The organism is Actinoplanes sp. NPDC048796 (assembly GCF_040650035.1).
In the GTDB taxonomy this organism is placed as follows: Bacteria; Actinomycetota; Actinomycetes; order Mycobacteriales; family Micromonosporaceae; genus Actinoplanes.
This window is the reverse complement of sequence record NZ_JBEZGO010000006.1, coordinates 109123-124987: the sequence shown is the minus strand read 5'-3', so window position 1 is coordinate 124987 and position 15865 is coordinate 109123. Positions and strand designations below refer to the sequence as shown.

At 71.2% G+C, this 15865-nt stretch carries 20 protein-coding genes and 1 riboswitch; of the genes, 12 read left to right on the top strand and 8 right to left on the bottom strand.

The features are described 5' to 3' along the window. The first annotated feature begins 23 nt into the window (after window positions 1–23). The gene (locus tag AB0C26_RS25005; RefSeq protein WP_360252005.1) at window positions 24–1094 is read left to right on the top strand and encodes an MFS transporter; all 1071 of its coding nucleotides are present in this window, start codon (window positions 24–26) and stop codon (window positions 1092–1094) included. On the opposite strand, the gene dusB is transcribed toward AB0C26_RS25005, so the two are convergent. The 3 genes from dusB to AB0C26_RS24990 form a co-directional block, all read right to left on the bottom strand. Then, window positions 1083–2201, bottom strand: a complete 1119-nt coding sequence (dusB, locus tag AB0C26_RS25000; RefSeq protein WP_360253133.1) for a tRNA dihydrouridine synthase DusB — start codon at window positions 2199–2201, stop codon at window positions 1083–1085. The genes AB0C26_RS25005 and dusB overlap by 12 nt on opposite strands. Before the next feature lie 66 nt (window positions 2202–2267). Beyond that, a complete protein-coding gene (locus tag AB0C26_RS24995) occupies window positions 2268–3071 on the bottom strand; it encodes a hypothetical protein (RefSeq protein WP_360252002.1) in 804 nt (267 codons plus the stop codon). Further along, window positions 3068–4156, bottom strand: a complete 1089-nt coding sequence (locus AB0C26_RS24990) for a hypothetical protein (RefSeq protein WP_360251999.1) — start codon at window positions 4154–4156, stop codon at window positions 3068–3070. The genes AB0C26_RS24995 and AB0C26_RS24990 overlap by 4 nt, the downstream gene beginning before the upstream one ends. Before the next feature lie 124 nt (window positions 4157–4280). Here AB0C26_RS24990 and AB0C26_RS24985 point away from each other — a divergent pair, with 124 nt between their 5' ends. Then, complete coding sequence (locus tag AB0C26_RS24985; protein WP_360251996.1) at window positions 4281–4775, top strand: XdhC family protein; 495 nt, start codon at window positions 4281–4283, stop codon at window positions 4773–4775. Here the strand turns inward: AB0C26_RS24985 and AB0C26_RS24980 are convergent. From AB0C26_RS24980 to AB0C26_RS24970, 3 genes are all read right to left on the bottom strand, one after another. Beyond that, window positions 4772–6151, bottom strand: a complete 1380-nt coding sequence (locus tag AB0C26_RS24980; protein ID WP_360251993.1) for a glycine--tRNA ligase — start codon at window positions 6149–6151, stop codon at window positions 4772–4774. The genes AB0C26_RS24985 and AB0C26_RS24980 overlap by 4 nt on opposite strands. 63 nt (window positions 6152–6214) lie before the next feature. Next, window positions 6215–6715, bottom strand: coding sequence for a hypothetical protein (locus AB0C26_RS24975; protein WP_360251990.1), 501 nt, complete (start codon window positions 6713–6715; stop codon window positions 6215–6217). A 17-nt stretch (window positions 6716–6732) separates the two neighbouring features. Further along, on the bottom strand, window positions 6733–7074 hold the full coding sequence (locus AB0C26_RS24970) for an antibiotic biosynthesis monooxygenase family protein (RefSeq protein ID WP_360251987.1): 342 nt from the start codon (window positions 7072–7074) through the stop codon (window positions 6733–6735). Window positions 7075–7111: 37 nt separating this feature from the next. Here AB0C26_RS24970 and AB0C26_RS24965 point away from each other — a divergent pair, with 37 nt between their 5' ends. The 7 genes from AB0C26_RS24965 to AB0C26_RS24935 are packed head-to-tail and all read left to right on the top strand — an operon-like array spanning window position 7112 to window position 11306. Beyond that, window positions 7112–7366, top strand: a complete 255-nt coding sequence (locus AB0C26_RS24965) for a DUF6703 family protein (RefSeq protein WP_360251984.1) — start codon at window positions 7112–7114, stop codon at window positions 7364–7366. Between the two features lie 48 nt (window positions 7367–7414). After that, on the top strand, window positions 7415–8332 hold the full coding sequence (locus AB0C26_RS24960) for a metal ABC transporter substrate-binding protein (protein WP_360251981.1): 918 nt from the start codon (window positions 7415–7417) through the stop codon (window positions 8330–8332). Beyond that, a complete protein-coding gene (locus AB0C26_RS24955) occupies window positions 8329–9111 on the top strand; it encodes a metal ABC transporter ATP-binding protein (RefSeq protein WP_360251978.1) in 783 nt (260 codons plus the stop codon). Before AB0C26_RS24960 ends, AB0C26_RS24955 begins: the two co-directional genes overlap by 4 nt. Next, window positions 9111–9980 (top strand): metal ABC transporter permease, encoded by an 870-nt coding sequence (locus AB0C26_RS24950; protein WP_360251975.1) that lies wholly within the window; start codon window positions 9111–9113, stop codon window positions 9978–9980. Before AB0C26_RS24955 ends, AB0C26_RS24950 begins: the two co-directional genes overlap by 1 nt. A 2-nt stretch (window positions 9981–9982) precedes the next feature. Further along, window positions 9983–10273, top strand: coding sequence for a metalloregulator ArsR/SmtB family transcription factor (locus AB0C26_RS24945; protein ID WP_360251972.1), 291 nt, complete (start codon window positions 9983–9985; stop codon window positions 10271–10273). After that, window positions 10270–10677, top strand: coding sequence for a Fur family transcriptional regulator (locus AB0C26_RS24940; protein WP_360251969.1), 408 nt, complete (start codon window positions 10270–10272; stop codon window positions 10675–10677). Before AB0C26_RS24945 ends, AB0C26_RS24940 begins: the two co-directional genes overlap by 4 nt. 20 nt (window positions 10678–10697) lie before the next feature. After that, window positions 10698–11306, top strand: a complete 609-nt coding sequence (locus AB0C26_RS24935) for a hypothetical protein (protein ID WP_360251966.1) — start codon at window positions 10698–10700, stop codon at window positions 11304–11306. Here AB0C26_RS24935 and AB0C26_RS24930 read toward each other — a convergent pair. Then, a complete protein-coding gene (locus AB0C26_RS24930) occupies window positions 11272–11796 on the bottom strand; it encodes a DUF6328 family protein (RefSeq protein WP_360251963.1) in 525 nt (174 codons plus the stop codon). The two genes, AB0C26_RS24935 and AB0C26_RS24930, sit on opposite strands and share 35 nt — an antisense overlap. A 52-nt stretch (window positions 11797–11848) precedes the next feature. Further along, complete coding sequence (locus AB0C26_RS24925) at window positions 11849–12667, bottom strand: alpha/beta hydrolase (protein WP_360251960.1); 819 nt, start codon at window positions 12665–12667, stop codon at window positions 11849–11851. A 140-nt stretch (window positions 12668–12807) separates the two neighbouring features. Next, window positions 12808–12912, top strand: a riboswitch (TPP riboswitch). Here AB0C26_RS24925 and AB0C26_RS24920 point away from each other — a divergent pair. The 3 genes from AB0C26_RS24920 to AB0C26_RS24910 all read left to right on the top strand — a co-directional run bounded on the left by AB0C26_RS24920 (window position 12911) and on the right by AB0C26_RS24910 (window position 15785). Beyond that, the gene (locus tag AB0C26_RS24920) at window positions 12911–13483 is read left to right on the top strand and encodes an ECF transporter S component (protein ID WP_360251957.1); all 573 of its coding nucleotides are present in this window, start codon (window positions 12911–12913) and stop codon (window positions 13481–13483) included. (Overlaps the previous riboswitch by 2 nt.) A gap of 18 nt (window positions 13484–13501) precedes the next feature. After that, window positions 13502–14923: an ABC transporter ATP-binding protein gene (locus AB0C26_RS24915; protein ID WP_360251954.1), complete on the top strand. Its 1422-nt coding sequence runs from the start codon at window positions 13502–13504 to the stop codon at window positions 14921–14923. A 58-nt stretch (window positions 14924–14981) separates the two neighbouring features. Further along, a complete protein-coding gene (locus AB0C26_RS24910) occupies window positions 14982–15785 on the top strand; it encodes an energy-coupling factor transporter transmembrane component T (RefSeq protein ID WP_360251951.1) in 804 nt (267 codons plus the stop codon). Window positions 15786–15865: the final 80 nt, after the last annotated feature.

Below are 15865 nucleotides of genomic sequence, written 5' to 3'. Positions count from 1 at the left end.
CTTGACGCTGAACCTTCTTCGCGGTGCGGGCCCTCTCCGAGGGCGTGCCGCTCTACCCGGTGTACGCGCTGCTGTTCGCGGACGCCGGCCTCACCACGGCCCAGGTCTCCTCGCTGTTCGTGATCTGGTCGGTGGTCGCCTTCGCGGCCGAGATCCCCTCCGGCGCGCTGGCCGACACATGGTCCCGCAAGAGGCTGTACGCCGTCGGCGAGACCCTGACGGCGGCCGGCTACGCCACCTGGCTGCTGTGGCCGTCCTACCCGGGCTTCGCGCTGGGCTTTGTGCTGTGGGGCTTGGGCGGCTCCCTGGGCTCGGGCGCCTTGGAGGCTCTGGTCTACGACGCCGTTCCGGAGGAGAACCGTTACGCCCGGCTGATCGGCCGCGCCGAGACGGTGTCGATCGTGGCCATGCTGGCCGCCACGCTTCTGGCCACGCCGGCTCTGCATTTCGGCGGCTACGTCCTTGTGGGCGGCGTCAGTGTCGCCGTCAAACTTCTGGGTGGCCTGCTGGCGCTTCGGCTTCCCGAAGAACCCTCCGCCGCTTCGGACACTTCCGAGATGTCGTACTGGCGCACGCTGCGAAGCGGCGTGCGGGAAGCCGCCGGGACGCGGGTGGTCGCGCGGGCGGTGCTGGTGGCGGCGCTCGTTCCCGGGTTCAGCGCGCTCGACGAATACCTGCCGCTGCTCGCCCGGGACAAGGGGGCGACGACGGCGGCCGTACCTCTGCTGTTCGGTCTGACCGCACTGGCCATGGCGGCGGCCAGCGCCCTCGCCGGCCGGGGGCGCGGCTTCTCCTGGGCGCTCGGTGGGGCGGCGGCCCTGCTCGCGGCCGGCGCTCTCACCCCGTACCTCGGGGGAATGATCGCCGTTTCCGCCGCCTTCGGGCTGCTCCAGTACGCGATGATCCGCGCCGAGGCCCGGCTCCAGGAGCGGATCACCGGGCCGGCCCGGACCACCGTGCTGTCCGTCGCCGGCTTCGCCAGTGAGGTCTTCGCCGTCGTGCTCTATCTCGGCTTCGCCGTCGACCTGCCGCTCACGGCGCTCTTCGCCCTGGCCGGGATTCCGCTGCTGATCACGGCGCTGCTAGCCGCCTGAGTTCTCCATCTCGGCGCCCTCGGGCACGCTCTCGTCGTCGCGGCTGTCGAGCCAGCCGTAGGGCAGGGAGACCTTGCCCGGAGCGTTGACGCGGCCGCGCGGCTTGCCCAGCTCCTCCTCCGGGAACGGCACCGACGGGTCGAGTTTGCCCAGCAGGTCGTCCAGCTCGGCCAGCGACGACACCATCGACAGGGATCGGCGCAGTTCGCCGCCGACCGGGAAGCCCTTCAGGTACCAGGCGATGTGCTTGCGGAAGTCCGCGCACCCGTGCCGCTCGTCCTCGAGCGCGTCGACCAGCAGTTCCGCGTGCCGGGACATGATCTTCGCGACCTCGCCCAGGGCCGGCAGCACCGGCTTGTAGTCGGGGCCCTGGGTGAAGGCCGCCTCGAGATCGGCGAACAGCCACGGCCGCCCGAGACAGCCCCGGCCGACGACGACGCCGTCGACGCCGGTCTGCTCGACCATGCGCAGCGCGTCGGAACCCTCCCAGATGTCCCCGTTGCCGAGAACGGGCACGTCGAGCGCCTGTTTCAACGTCGCGATGGCGTCCCAGTCCGCGTTTCCGGAATACCTCTGCTCGGCCGTACGGGCGTGCAGCGCCACCGCGGCGACGCCGGCTTCCTGCGCGATGAGCCCGGCCTCGACGTACGTCAAATGGTCGTCGTCGATGCCCTTGCGCATCTTGATGGTGAGCGGGATCCCGTATTCGGCGGCCGCGTCGACGGCCTGCTTGACGATCCGCCCGAACAGCTTGCGCCGCCACGGCAGAGCCGACCCGCCGCCGCGCCGCGTCACCTTGGGCACCGGGCACCCGAAGTTGAGGTCGACGTGATCGGCCAGGTCGTCCTCGCCCACCATCCGCACGGCCCGGGCCGTCACGTCGGGGTCGACCCCGTACAGCTGAAGGCTCCGGAAGTCCTCGTCCTCGGCGAACGCGACCATCTTGAGCGTCTTGGGGATCCGCTCCACCAGAGCCCGTGTCGTGATCATCTCGCAGACGTAGACCCCGCCGCCCTGCTCCCGGCAGAGCCGCCGGAACGCCACGTTGGTGATCCCCGCCATCGGCGCCAGCACGACGGGCGGATTGACGGCGCGGTCGCCGAGCATGAGAGGTGCGATGGTCACGCCTTCGAGCATGCCATGCTCCCGGGAATCACCCGAAATCCCGCCCGCTCAGCCGGGTCTCCGCCGCCACCAGGATCGCCTCCTCGGCGCGGGCTCCGGCGGCCCGTCCTGATACAGGACGAGCGCCTGAGGTAAGGCCGTCCGCACCCAGAGCGGCGCCCCGACGACGATCCGGTCGTAGGGCGGGTAGTCGATCTCCACGTCGAGGTAGGCCTCCATCAGCCACTCGCCGTGCTCGCCGATGTGCCCGTACGTGAAGCCCCGCTTCTCCCCCTCACCTATGCCGCCGCCCTGGTGGGTCAGCAGGTTTATCGCCTCCCGCGCGATCTCCTCGCGGTCGCTGCCGGAAGCCACAGTGCGACCGAACGAGGAGATGAAGCCGAAGATGTGGTTGGCCGCCGACGAGGACCAGCCCGTGTCGGTGGTCTGCGCCCCGGCGATGATGTCGGCCAGGTTGTCCTTGCTGCCGAACATGCCGACCGCCACGTGGGTGCCGTCGCTCGCGGTGCTGTCCGTGAAGATCGAGACGATGTTCTCCCGCTTGCCGAAGTTCACGAACTCGGCGAAGGACAGGGTGCCCAGGCCGGCCGCGAACCGCACCGGCGGCGGCGTGACGAAATCACGGACCGTGACGCCGGCCAGGTGCCGTTCGATCCGGTCCGCGATCTCCGGGCGGCTCATCGCCGGGCGCGGGCGGTCGACCTCCACGCCGGGCAGGAACGGCCCGGCCGGAGATTTCATCTTGGTCGAGCCGGTTCGCTGGACGGTGATCCGGTTGTCCTCGGCGATGCGGTCGATCCGTCGTTGGGACCAGTAGAAATACCGCGCGACGTCGGCCGGCGTTCCGGTCACAGCCCGTTCACCTCGGTCACTTGAGCGTCCACGCCACCGCAGTAGGGGCACCGGGCCTTGGGCAGGGTCCGCACCGGATGGGTGAAGCCCGAGCCGCACCGCCGGCGGCGGCACCGCAGCTTGGCCTCGGCCTCCGGATGCGTCGCCCGGGAGGTGCCGGTCAGGGCGTTCACCGTCCGCACGCCCAGGCCGGTCAGCACGGCGGCGCTGTAGTCGGCGGCGTGCCAGCGGCGGACCGGGCCGCCCACCATCTCCGCCAGGGCTTCCAGTGACAGCTCGGCCAGGGAGAGGTCGGCCGAGACCAGTCGCACCGAGTCGGCGTCGCCGGCCGCCCGCTCGAGGTCGAGGCGCGTCTCGTGCCGCTCGCTGTAGGCGGCGTACTCGGCCGGGAGGTAGTGCGCCCATTCCGGTGACTCGGCGGCGATCAGGGGCACGCGCTCGCGCAGCTCGGCCAGATAGGCGCCGGGATCTTCGAGCAGGCCCGGCGCGTGGTAGTCGGCGAGCTCACCGATCAGCACCACCGCCTTGCGCCCGGCGGGACGGAAGAGACGCAGGTGTACGGCGCACGCGTAGTCGCCGGGGCGGAAGACCAACAGGAACTGGTCGGCCAGGGTGACGGCGTCGCGGGTGGGCGGCACCGGCGGTCCGGCCGTGGGCGGGACCGGCCACTCGATGCCGGGCAGGACCTCGTCCAGCGCCTGGTAGGCCTCGGCCACGGCCGGATGATCGAGCAGCAGGCCGGCCTCGTCCGCCGCGATGGCGCCGGCCGCCGTCTGGAGCCGGCGCAGGGCGGCCCGGAGCCGGTGCCGCACGCGCGGATGGGGCTTGCCGCCGCGCCACGGCTCGATGCCGGCGACGAGCCGCCGGATCCGCAGCGCGGCCAGGACGAGTTCGTCGGCCGTGGTCATGTCGGGCCGGCGGTGGCCGAGGCGGGCCGCCGTGTCCAGCTCGATCAGGGTGGTGAGCTCGTCGGCGGCCGTCTCGTAGAGGTGCACGGCGCGATCGATCTGCGAGTCGCGAACGGCCAGTTCGGCCACATCCACCTCGGCCCGCACGCCATGGCCGGCGGCCCAGGTTCGCAGCACCTCATGAAGACGAACGGCGTAGGACACCCTGCGTCGCCTCTCGATCACCCGGACGGACCCTTGCCAATCTCGCATCGATGACGATGCGGCGCAATGATCGGATACCTCTGGCAGAGTCGGCGGCGTGAGCGATGAGGGGAAAACGGCGTCGAGTCCGCGGCGGCTCGTGGTGGTGTTCCAGTCGGCCGTGGGTGAGGCGATGCTGCGGCTCGGTGCCGATCTGGGCTTTCAGACGGTGCTGGTGGAGCCGGATGAGGCTCGGCTGCAAGGACTGCCGCGGGCGCACGGCGACACGTTCGTACACGATTTCGACGCGGCGGGGCTGGATGAGCACACCGACGTGGTGGTGAGCGACCACCATCGGAATGAGATCGGGAGCGTGCTGAAGGACGCCCTGGAACGTGCGACCCGATGGATCGGGATCGTGGGGAACCCCAAGGTCGAGGGGCCGCACGTGGCGGCCCTGCGCGACCTCGGGGTCGGCGAGGATCAGATCGGGCGGGTGCACCGCCCGATCGGCCTGAACATCGGGTCGCGGACGCCGGCTGAGATCGCTGTGGCGACCCTGGCCGGGTTGATCGCGGACCGGAACGGCCGACCGGGCGGGTTCGAGTTCTAGGCTCCCGGCAGGCGCTTGAGGAGGTAGTCCTCGATCTGGGCCAGGCCGACCCGCTCCTGCTTCATGGTGTCGCGGTCGCGCACCGTCACCGCGTCGTCGGTCAGGGTGTCGAAGTCGACGGTGACGCAGAACGGGGTGCCGATCTCGTCCTGGCGGCGGTAGCGACGGCCGATCGCCTGCGAGTCGTCGAACTCGACGATCCAGCGCTTGCGCAGGTCGGCGGCGAGGCCGCGGGCCTTCGGGGACAGGTCGGGGTTGCGCGAGAGCGGCAGCACCGCCACCTTGATCGGGGCCAGGCGGGGGTCGAAGCGCATGACCGTCCGCTTGTCGACGCCGCCCTTGGTGTTCGGGGCCTCGTCCTCGTCGTACGCCTCGAGCAGGAAGGCCAGCACCGCGCGGGTGAGGCCGGCCGCCGGCTCGATCACGTACGGCACCCAGCGCTCCTGCTTCTCCTGATCGAAGTAGGAGAGGTCGACGCCGGAGTGCTTCGAGTGGGTCGACAGGTCGAAGTCGGTGCGGTTGGCGATGCCCTCGAGCTCGGCGAACTCCGTACCACCGAACTGGAACCGGTATTCGATGTCCACGGTGCGCTTCGAGTAGTGCGACAGCTTCTCCGCCGGGTGCTCGAAGAAGCGGAGATTGCTCTCCGAGAGGCCCAGGTCGCGGTACCAGTTCCAGCGCTCCTGGAGCCAGTAGTCGTGCCACTTCTCGTCGCTGCCGGGCTCGACGAAGAACTCCATCTCCATCTGCTCGAACTCGCGCGTGCGGAAGATGAAGTTGCCCGGCGTGATCTCGTTGCGGAAGCTCTTGCCGATCTGCGCGATGCCGAACGGCGGCTTCTTGCGGGCGGCCTGGGCCACGTTGTTGTAGTTGACGAAGATGCCCTGCGCGGTCTCGGGCCGCAGGTAGTGCAGGCCCTCGGCGCTCTCGGTCGGGCCGAGGTAGGTCTTCATCAGGCCGTTGAACATCTTCGGCTCGGTGAAGGTGCCCTTGTTGCCGCAGTTCGGGCAGTTCAGCTCCTGCAGCGAGGCGGGCGGCGAGCCGTGCTTGGCCTCCCACGCCTCCTCGAGGTGGTCGGCGCGGAACCGCTTGTGGCAGGACTGGCACTCGGTCAGCGGGTCGACGAACGCGTCGAGGTGGCCGGAGGCCGCCCACACGTCGCGCGCGAGGATGACGGCGGAGTCGAGGCCGACGATGTCGTCGCGCTGCTGGACCATCGTGCGCCACCACTGGCGGCGGACGTTCTCCTTCAGCTCCACTCCCAGCGGACCGTAGTCCCAGGCCGAGCGGGTTCCTCCGTAGATCTCGCTGGAGGGGAAGACGAAGCCACGGCGCTTGGCCAGGCTGACGACGGCATCGATACGGTCGGCGGGCATGTTCCTCCTACGCCGGCTGGGTGTCGGCGGGGACATCGGTATGGATCGGGACGAACAGAGAATTTACTCCGCGAGCTCGCACACCTCGAACTCGCCCGTGGACGTGTTCTGGTCGAGCTCGGCGGTCAGCTGCTCCACGTCACCGCCGGCGTAGGTGGCCTCGACGGGCACGGTGAGGTTGTACGTCGCCTCGAGCTTGCCGAGGCGCCACGAGATGATCGGCTCCTCGGCCGAGACGCGGGCCTGGAAATCGGCCTGGGACTCGCGGCGCCGGGCGCTTTCGCAGAGGTCGCCGTACGCCGCCTTGTAGTTACCGGCCTTCAGCGCGCTCAGGTAGTCGTCGACCGCCGTGTGCGCCCGCTCCTGCAGCGCGCTCGACCCGGCCGAGACGAGGCCGATGAGCGCGGCGACCCCGCCGCCGCAGACCAGCACCAGCACCACGCCGGCGATGCCGAGCCCCATGCCGATGCGCCGGCCCTTGCCCTCGACCGGCGGCGCCGGGAAGGGCGGCTGCACGCCGGGACCCTGCGGGGGCGGCGGTACGAAGGGCGGCGCCGTGGTCATGTGCGCAACAGTAGTCGTCAGCGCCAGGGCTCGGCGGCCCGGTCGCTCTCCGCCTCGACCACCGGCGAGCCGGGCGCGGCCGAGGCCAGCGTCTCGAACGCGGACGGCTCGTCGAGCGAGCGGGCGAGCAGCGGGGTGGCGTGCACCTTCACATCGAAGGCGCCCAGTGCGCGCCGGTAAGCTCCGACCGACTCCCACTCGGTCACCAGCGTCCAGTGGGTGGGGTCCTCGAGCGCGCGGGCGAGCCGCCCGGAGAGATATCCGGGCCGCTCGGCGAGGGCGGCGAGAGCGGCGTGGGCCTGGGCGACGAACTCGTCGTGCGTGTCCGCCGGCACGGCGAAGCGGTTGAGCACCAGCATGGCGACAGGGTACGAGAGCCGAGACAGGGGTGACGCGGTGACACCGTCCGACAATGTGCTGCGCCGGCTGGCCCGGGTGAGCCCGACCACGGCCTTCATCGCGGCGCTGGCCGTTCTGATGGCGGGCCTGTTCCTGCCCGGGATCGTCGGGGCGGCGCTGTTGTTCCTGCTGTGGCTGGGTCTGGCCACGCTGACCTTCACGACCTGGCCGGTGCAGTCGCCGCCGACCCGCGCCATCCGGCTGATCATGCTCGTTCTGCTGCTGGCGGCCGTGGTCGCCAAGGCAGTGTGACCCATGCGCTTTTGACAATCATTATCATTGTCGGCGACAGTAGATGCTATGCGCCGCCGCCTGTTCGCCCTTCTGCTCCCGCTGACGATGCTGGCCGGCTGCGGCAGCGGCGCCGGCGCCGAGGACGGCAAGTTCGCCGTGGTCACCGCGTTCTACCCGCTGCAGTTCCTCAGCGAGCGCATCGGCGGCGACCAGGTGAGCGTCTCCAACCTGACCAAACCCGGCGCCGAGCCGCACGACATCGAGCTCACCCCGCGCCAGGTCGGTGACGTGGCCGGGGCCGGCCTGGTCGTCTACCTCAAGGGCTTCCAGCCGGCGGTCGACGAGGCCGTCGCCCAGGAGGGCAAGGACCACGCGTTCGACGCCGCCTCGGTGGTGACCCTGCTGCCGGCGAGCGAGGACGACGACCACGCGGGCGAGGAGCACGAGCACGAGACGGCCGAGGGCGGCATGGACCCGCACGTCTGGCTCGACCCGGTCCGCTTCGCCACCATCGCCGACAAGCTCGGCGAGCGTCTCGGCCAGGCCGACCCCGCGCACGCGGCCGACTTCACGGCCCGCGCGGCCGCACTGCACGCCGAGCTCGACAAACTCAACACCGAGTACGCGACCAGCCTCAAGACCTGCGAGCGCCGCGAGCTGGTCACCAGCCACGAGGCGTTCCACTACCTGGCCGACCGATACGACCTGACCGAGGTCGGCATCACCGGCATCTCGCCCGAGGCCGAGCCCTCCCCGCAGCGCCTGGCCGAGGTGGCCGAGACCGCCAAGACGACCGGCACCACCACGATCTTCTTCGAGACGCTGGTCAGCCCGGCCGTGGCCGAGACCATCGCCCGCGAGGTCGGCGCCAAGACCGCCGTCCTCGATCCGCTCGAGGGTCTGACCGATTCCTCCCACGACTATTTCTCCGTGATGCGCGCCAACCTGACCGCCATCACCACCGCCCTGGGGTGCACAGCATGAGCATCGTCGACGTACGCCATCTGGCCGTCGGATACGAGGGCCGGGAGATCCTGCACGACGTCTCCCTGGCCGTCGACCAGAAAGAGGTCGTCGCCATCCTCGGCGCCAACGGCTCCGGCAAATCCACACTGATCCGCACGATCCTCGGGCTGGTACCGATCGGCCGCGGCGAGATCGACCTCTTCGGTACGCCGCAGCGGCGCTTCAAGCAGTGGGCCCGGGTCGGATATGTGCCGCAGCGTCTCGGCGCCGGCAGCGGGGTGCCGGCCACCGTCGGCGAGGTCGTCGCCTCCGGCCGCCTGGCCCGGCGCGGCATCTTCCGGCTGCCCGGCGCGGCCGACAAGACGGCCGTGCGCGACGCGCTGACCGACGTCGGCCTCCTGGACCGCGTCAACGATCCGGTCTCGACCCTCTCGGGTGGGCAGCAGCAGCGCACGTTGATCGCCCGGGCCCTGGCCGGAAAGCCGGACCTGCTGGTCCTGGACGAGCCCACCGCGGGTGTGGACGCGGCCAGCCAGGAGGCGTTCGCCGCCGCGCTGGGCCGCTTCGGCGACACCGGCGGCACGATCCTGCTGGTGGCGCACGAGCTCGGCCCGCTGCGCCCGCTCATCGACCGGGCCGTGGTGGTGCACGAGGGCCGCATCGCCTTCGAGGGCGCGCCGCCGGAGCCGGCCGGCCACCACGCCGAGCCCGACCACGACCACGTGCATCCGCACGCCGTCCAGCCCACCGCCGGCATCTGCGAGTGGGCCCCCACCGACCGCATGGCAGCAAACTGATGGATCTTTTCCAGTACGACTTCATGATGCGTGCCCTGGCCGGCGCGCTCATCATCGGCCTGGCCGCGCCGTCGCTCGGCATCTACCTGGTGCAGCGGCGCCTGTCGCTGATCGGCGACGGCATCGGCCACGTCGCCCTGACCGGCGTCGGCGTCGGCCTGCTGCTCAACCAGTCCCCCGTGCTGGCCGCCGTCATCGTCTCGGCCGCCGGCGCCATCGGCGTCGAGCTGATCCGCGAACGCGGCCGCACCTCGGGCGACCTCGCCCTGGCCCTGCTCTTCTACGGCGGCATCGCCGGCGGCGTGGTGCTGGTGTCGCTCTCCGACGACGCGAGCAGCAACAGCCTGATCCAATATCTGTTCGGCTCGCTGATCACGACGTCGCCCACCGATATCGCGCTGATCGCCGTGCTCGGCGCCCTGGTGCTGATCGCGATGCTGGCCTTCCGGCCGGCGCTGTTCGCCGTCTGCAACGACGAGGAGTACGCCCGGGTGAGCGGCCTCCCCGTCCGTACCCTCAATCTCCTGATGGCCGTGACCACCGCCGTCACCGTGACCATCGCCATGCGCACCGTCGGGTTGTTGCTGGTCTCGGCGCTGATGGTCATCCCGGTCGCGGCCGCGCAGCAGGTGACCCGCGGCTTCCGCAGCACGATGGTGGCGGCGATGCTGATCGGCGTCGGCGCGGCCGGCGCCGGCGTGGTCTTCTCGGCCGAGGTGGACACCCCGCCCGGCGCCACCACCGTCATCCTGGCCCTGGCCATCTTCGTGGCGATCGCCGTCGGCGGCGCGACCTGGCGGGTCCTGCGCCGCCGGGCCCACCCGCCGCGCGAGGTGGAGCCCCCTGACGTGGTTCTCCAGGAGGCCTGAGAATGGGTTACGAAACGTACGAGCCGGCCGGCGAGCTGCTGCGGGCGCTCTCCGCGCCGATCCGCGTCGCGATCGTCGCCGAGCTGGGCGCCGGCGAGCGCTGCGTGCACGAGCTGGTCGAGAAGCTGGGCGCGCCGCAGCCGCTGGTGTCCCAGCATTTGCGGGTCCTGCGCGGCGCGGGTGTGGTGCGAGGTGCACGACGGGGCCGGGAGATCGCATACTCCCTGGTGGACGACCACGTCGCACACATCGTCGCCGACGCCGTCAGCCATGCGAGGGAGGTTCGTTCGTGAGCACCGAGAGTCAGCAGCGCAACACCAAGCAGCGCAGTGCGGTCAGCGCCGTGCTGGCCGAGACCGAGGGCTTCAACAGCGCCCAGGAGCTGCACGCCATCCTGCGCGAGCGCGGGGAGCGGGTGGGGCTGACCACCGTCTACCGCACGTTGCAGGGCCTGGCCGACGCCGGCGAGATCGACGTGATGCGCCCACCCGGCGGCGAGCACCTGTACCGCCGGTGCAGCCAAGGGCACCATCACCACCTGGTGTGCCGGTCGTGCGGCCGCGCGGTCGAGGTGGAGGGCCCGGCGGTCGAGTCGTGGGCCGACAAGGTGGCCGGCAAGCACGGCTTCGTCGACGTCTCGCACACGATGGAGATCTTCGGAACCTGCCCCGACTGCGCGGCCAGGCCCCGGGACTGAGCACATGGGACCCTAACGGCGTGAAGCTCTATGCCGACAGGATCCCCACCGCCGTCCGCCAGCTGATCACCGACATCGTCGTGGTGATCTGGGTCTACCTCTGGGTTCGCGCCGGCCTGTGGGTGCACGACATGGTCGAGAAGCTGGGCGTGCCCGGCGCCAAGCTGGAGAGCGCGGGCGGCGGCATCGCCGACAACCTGGCCGACGCCGGCGGCAAGGTCGGCAAGGTGCCGCTCGTCGGTGACCAGCTGGTCAAGCCGTTCACCGGCGCCGCCGACGCCGCCCGCAACCTGGCCGAGGCCGGGCGCCAGCAGCAGGAGATCGTCGACCAGATGGCCGTCATCATGGCCCTGGCCGCGGTCGCCGTGCCGCTGGCGCTGGTGCTGTTGATCTGGCTGCCGCTGCGGATCCGCTGGATCCGCCGGGCCGGCGTGGCCACCTCCGTACGGAATCAGCCCGCCGGCCGTGACCTGCTCGCGCTGCGGGCCCTGGCCGGCCAGCCGCTGAACCGGCTGGCCAAGATGGGCCCGGACATCGCGCAGAGCTGGCGCAACGGCGACCCCGAGGCGGTCGACGCGCTGGCCGAGCTGGAGCTCAGGAGTCTCGGCCTGAAAGGTTCTCGTCGCTAGCCTCGGCGTAGTCCTGCTCGTCATCCTCGTCGTCCTCGTCGATCCAGTTGCGGCGCAGCCACGGGATGCCGGCCCAGAAGGTCAGGAAGAACAGGGCGGTGAGGGCGCTGAAGATGAAGGCGATCGGCCGGTCCAGGATGTAGTCGGTGACCAGCAGGACGCTGGCCGCCATCGAGACCAGCAGGAACGCGAGGCCGCCGGTCGCCATCCGATGGGCGTACCGGACCAGTTCGGGCTTGCGGCCCTGACGGAACAGCGCCCGGTGGAAGGCGACCGGCGCGATGATCATCGCGGTGGCGCCCGCGGCGGCGAGCAGCGCCACCACGTACGTGTCCTTCTGGAATTGCGTGACCTTGGGGAAGCCGTTGCTGAACGGCAGGGTCAGCAGGAAGGCGAACAGGATCTGGATGCCGGTCTGCGCGACCCGCAGCTCCTGGAGGAGATCGGCGAAGTTGCGGTCCCAGCGTTGTTTCTCCGACTCGTGCTTCATCCGCGGCTTCTCGGGTGGCATGCCGCGACGAGTACCCCAAGGTGAACGTGAATCAAACTCCCTGGATGCGCGCTATAGCCGCTTCCGCAAGGGCGGTGGCCGCCTGCTCGGGGACCCAGTGGCTGATTCCTCGCATAGCGACCATCTGGTAGTCGGCGTCGACCCAGTCGCGGGTGCGCAGCGCCGCGGTCAGCGAGACCACGCCGTCCTTGTCGCTCCAGACGTAGGTGGTGGGCACCTGGATCAGGCGTACGTCCTTGAGCTGGTCGAAGGTCAGCGCCCGGTACCAGTTCAGGCCGCCGGTGAGCCGGCCCGGCTCCCGGTTGGCCTCGACGTAGAGGCCGGCCCGCTCGCCGATCGGCTTGAGCATCCAGCGCAGGGCGGCGGCGTCGTTGGCGAGCAGCAGTCGCTCGGCGGCGGCCGACTGGAAGACCTTGAAGTACGCCAGGCGGGCCCGCTGCGACGGCCGGGTCCGCAACGCCAATTGCAGCGCCTTGGGGTGCGGGACGGAGACCGCGGTGAGCGTACGGACCCGCTCGGGATGCCAGGCGGCGAGCATCCAGCCGACGTTGGCGCCCCAGTCGTGGCCGATGACGTGCGCCGACTCGAGGCCCAGGGCGTCGAGCACGCCGACCGCGTCCGCCACCGCCTCGGTGATCCGGTAGGCGCCGACGTCCGCCGGGCGGGCGCCCGGGGAGACGCCGCGCTGGTCCATGGCGTACGTCCGCAAGCCGGCCGCATGCAGTTTCGGCGCGAGCAGATCGAATTCGCGGTGGTCCTGCGGGAAGCCGTGCAGCAGCAGAACCGGGTCGCCGTCGGCAGGGCCGCCCTCGAAGACATCGAAGGTCAAACCCCGGGCCTTGATCTCCATGTGTGATCACTCCCTCGCTGGGCGCACAGAAGCAAGCGGTGTTAGCGTCATCGAAACTAATGCACGAGGTTTATTCGCGACGGTGCAGACGCCGTCCCAGAGTCGCCGCATCTGCAACTCAGGGTAGGTCGCGAATAAACCTCGTCCGACAGGGGAGCGCACAGCGCTGAGAGTGCGGGTGACACCGCAGACCCTCGTACCTGATCTGGGTAATGCCAGCGCAGGAAGCTCGGGAGGAACCACATGTCATCTCGATGGCGCACCATCGACATCGTCATCGCCTCGATCATCGCCGTCGCCTTCGGCGTGATCTTCTGGGCCTGGGGCCTGCTCTGGAACGGCCCCGCCGACGCCATCCCGCTGCCCGGCCGGGCCGTGATCTACGGCGTGTGGCTGGTGCCGGCCGTCCTCGGCGCCCTCATCGTCCGCAAGCCGGGCGCCGCCTTCTACACCCTCACCCTGGCCGCGCTGGTGTCGGCCGCGGTCGGCACGAGCTGGGGCTGGACCCTGGTCATCCAGGGACCGCTCGAGGCGCTCGGGGCCGAGCTCGTGTTCGCCGCCTTCGCCTACAAGGCCTACAACCTGCCGGTGGCCCTGCTCGCGGCCACCACGGCCGGGGTCGTGGCCTCGGTCTACGACGCCTTCGTCTGGTACGGCGGCACCTCGTGGGCCACCATGCGCATCTGGTACATCGTCATCACCGCGCTGTCGTCGCTGGTCATCGCCGGCTTCGGCAGCGTCGCGCTGACCCGCGCCCTGGCACAGACCGGTGTGCTCGACCGGTTTCCGGCGGGCCGGTCGCGCGCCCTGGTCTGATCTGGTCTCATTCCCGATATGAGTGAGGTCGTTCTGCGCGGTTTCGGCTGGCGGCACGCGGGCCGTCGCGCCTGGGCCGTCCGCGACGTCGACCTGCGGATCGAGCACGGCGAGCGGGTGCTCCTGCTCGGGCCCTCCGGGGCGGGCAAGAGCACCCTGCTGTCCGCGCTGGCCGGCCTGCTGCCGGAGGACTCGGGCGAGTCCGAGGGCGCCATCGAGATCGACGGCCTCGACCCGCGCAAGGCCCGCGACCAGGTCGGCATCGTCTTCCAGGATCCGCAGACCCAGCTCGTCATGGCCCGCAGCGGCGACGACGTGGCCTTCGGCCTGGAGAACCGCGGGGTGCCGCCGGCCGACATCTGGCCGCGGGTCAGCGACGCGCTCGACCGGGTCGGCTTCCCTTATCCGATCATCCGCTCGACCGCGGCGCTCTCCGGCGGCGAGGCCCAGCGGCTCGCGCTGGCCGGGGTGCTCGCCCTCAGCCCTCGCCTGCTGCTGCTCGACGAGCCCACCGCCAACCTCGACCCGGACGGCGCCGTCCTGGTCCGCGAGGCCATCGCCGCCCTCCGCCTGGACGCCTCCATGATCATCGTGGAGCACCGGGTCGCCGAGGCGCTGCCCCTGGTCGACCGCGTCGTCGTGCTCGAGCCGGCCGGGGGCGTCCGGGCCGACGGCGCGCCCGAGGTCGTGTTCGCGGCCTACGGCGATCGCCTGGCCGACGAGGGTGTCTGGGTTCCGGGCTTCACCATTCCCCCGCTCAAATCAAGATCAACGGCAGATCCTTCCCTCGTACGCACGGAGCAGGCCACAGTCGCGGGGCGCCTGGCCCCCGTGTCGCTCGGCGCCGGCGAGGGCGAGGTCCTGGCGGTGACCGGCCCCAACGGCGCCGGCAAGTCGACCCTGGCCCTGCTGCTCGGCGGCCTGCTCGCCCCGACCGGGGGCCGCGTGCACGCCTTCGACGACCCGAAGCCTCCGCACCGCTGGCGCGCGGCCACGCTGACCGGCCGGATCGGCTCGGTCTTCCAGAACCCGGAACACCAGTTCGTGACGACACGGGTGGTCGACGAGCTGGCCCTGGGCCCGCGCCGGCTGGGCCGCTACGACCAGCAGGTCATCGACGACCTGCTGGAACGGCTGCGGCTGACGAAGCTGGCGGCCGCCAACCCGTACACCCTCTCCGGCGGCGAAGCCCGCCGCCTCAGCGTCGCCACCGCCCTGGCCACCGCGCCGCGGCTGCTCGTGCTCGACGAGCCCACCTTCGGCCAGGACAGGCGCACCTGGATCGAGCTGGTCACCCTGCTGTCGACCCTGCGCGACGACGGCCACGCCATCATCGCCGTCACCCACGACGACGACTTCGTCCAGACGATCGCCGACCGCACCTTTCCGCTCGGCACCCCGCGCCTGCCCGACCCGCTCCCCCGCCGGCGGCGCCTGTGAACCACCTAGCGCACAGCATCGGCCCTCCCGCGACCCTCTTCACCCGGCAGCGGCGCGGATGAGCTTCGTCCTTCAACCCGTCGCCGACCCCGCGGCCCCGCTGGCCCGGCGCAATCCCGTGGCCAAGCTGGGCGCGGCGCTGCTCTTCACGCTGCCGCTGCTGTCCACACTCGACCCGCTGACCCCCGCGATCGCTCTGGCCATCGAGCTGGCGGCGCTTCCTCTCTTCGGCGTACGGCTGTCGGTCCTGGCCCGCCGCGCCTGGCCCCTGCTGATCGCCGCGCTGGGCCTGCTGGCCACGATGGTCCTGTTCGCCGCCGACCGCGGCGGCCGTCTCCTGCTCGACCTGGGCCCGTTCGACATCACCACCGGCGTGCTGGTGTCGGCCCTGGGCCTGATCCTGCGCCTGTTCGCCATCGCCGTCCCCGGCGTGATCGTCTTCGCCACCACCGACCCCACCGACCTGGCCGACGCCCTGGTCCAGAACGCCAAGGCCCCACCCCGCTTCGCCATCGGCGCCCTGGCCGCCTTCCGCCTGCTCCCCCTGCTCGACCAGGAATGGCAGATGATCACCTTGGCCCGCCGAGCCCGCGGCGTCGACGCCGGCCGCAACCCCCTGGCGGCCTTGCGCCTGTTCATCTCCACGGCCTTCGCCCTGCTGGTCGGAGCCTTACGCCGGGGCGGCCGCCTGGCCGTGGCCATGGACGCCCGCGGCTTCGACTCCGGCCTGCCCCGCACGTACGCCCGCCGCCAGGTCTTCACCCCCGCCGACACCGCCCTGCTGCTGGGCGCCGTGGCCCTGTCGGCCCTGGCCCTGGGCATCAGCATCACCATGGGCCTGTTCCGCCCGATCATCGGCTGAGCCGCCGGTCGCGGCCACGCCGTGGGCCGGCCGGGACGGGCTGGCCGTCAGCGGGTGCGCACCGTGCCGCGCGCCGGCCG